This window comes from Dubosiella newyorkensis (assembly GCF_001945605.1).
Lineage (GTDB): Bacteria > Bacillota_I > Bacilli_A > Erysipelotrichales > Erysipelotrichaceae > Dubosiella > Dubosiella newyorkensis.
Window position 1 is genome coordinate 1 of sequence record NZ_MPKA01000145.1, and the last position, 528, is coordinate 528.

1 protein-coding gene is annotated in these 528 nt (G+C 44.9%); it reads left to right on the forward strand.

Annotated elements, in window-relative coordinates:
• Positions 1-27: 27 nt before the first annotated feature.
• Positions 28-528 (forward strand): IS3 family transposase (locus BO225_RS11855; protein WP_143356852.1); only part of this gene is annotated, 501 nt, incomplete at its 3' end.

Genomic DNA, 528 nt, shown 5'->3' on the forward strand with positions numbered 1-528 from the left:
CAGCTCGCCAAAATCGAAGGACTTCTGATGAACCGCCCATCCGAAAAATTCGAACTCATCTATGAAATTGCTCAGGATCCGGAAAACACGTTCTCTATCAAGCAGCTGTGCGAACTGAATCATGTCAGCCGTTCCGGCTATTACAGCTGGATCCATTCCTTGGAAGCAAAAGCGGCCAAAGAAGCACAGGATCGAGCTGACTTCGATCTTATTCTCCAGGCCTTCCTTGAGCACGGACGCAAAAAGGGAGCAAGGCAGATCTATATGGTTCTTCAGCATATGGAGCCTCCCGTAACTTTCAATTTGAAAAAGATAAGAAGGCTATGCAGGAAATATGGCTTGGAATGCCCGATAAGAAAAGCCAATCCATATAGAAGAATGGCAAAGGCCATGAGAACAGATTCTGTATCCGATAATTTGGTCGAGCGCAGGTTTGAAGAGTTCGGTCCGCGAAAAATACTTCTGACAGATATTACTTACATTCCTTACGATGGAAAATTCGCCTATTTGTCAACGATCATGGATGCT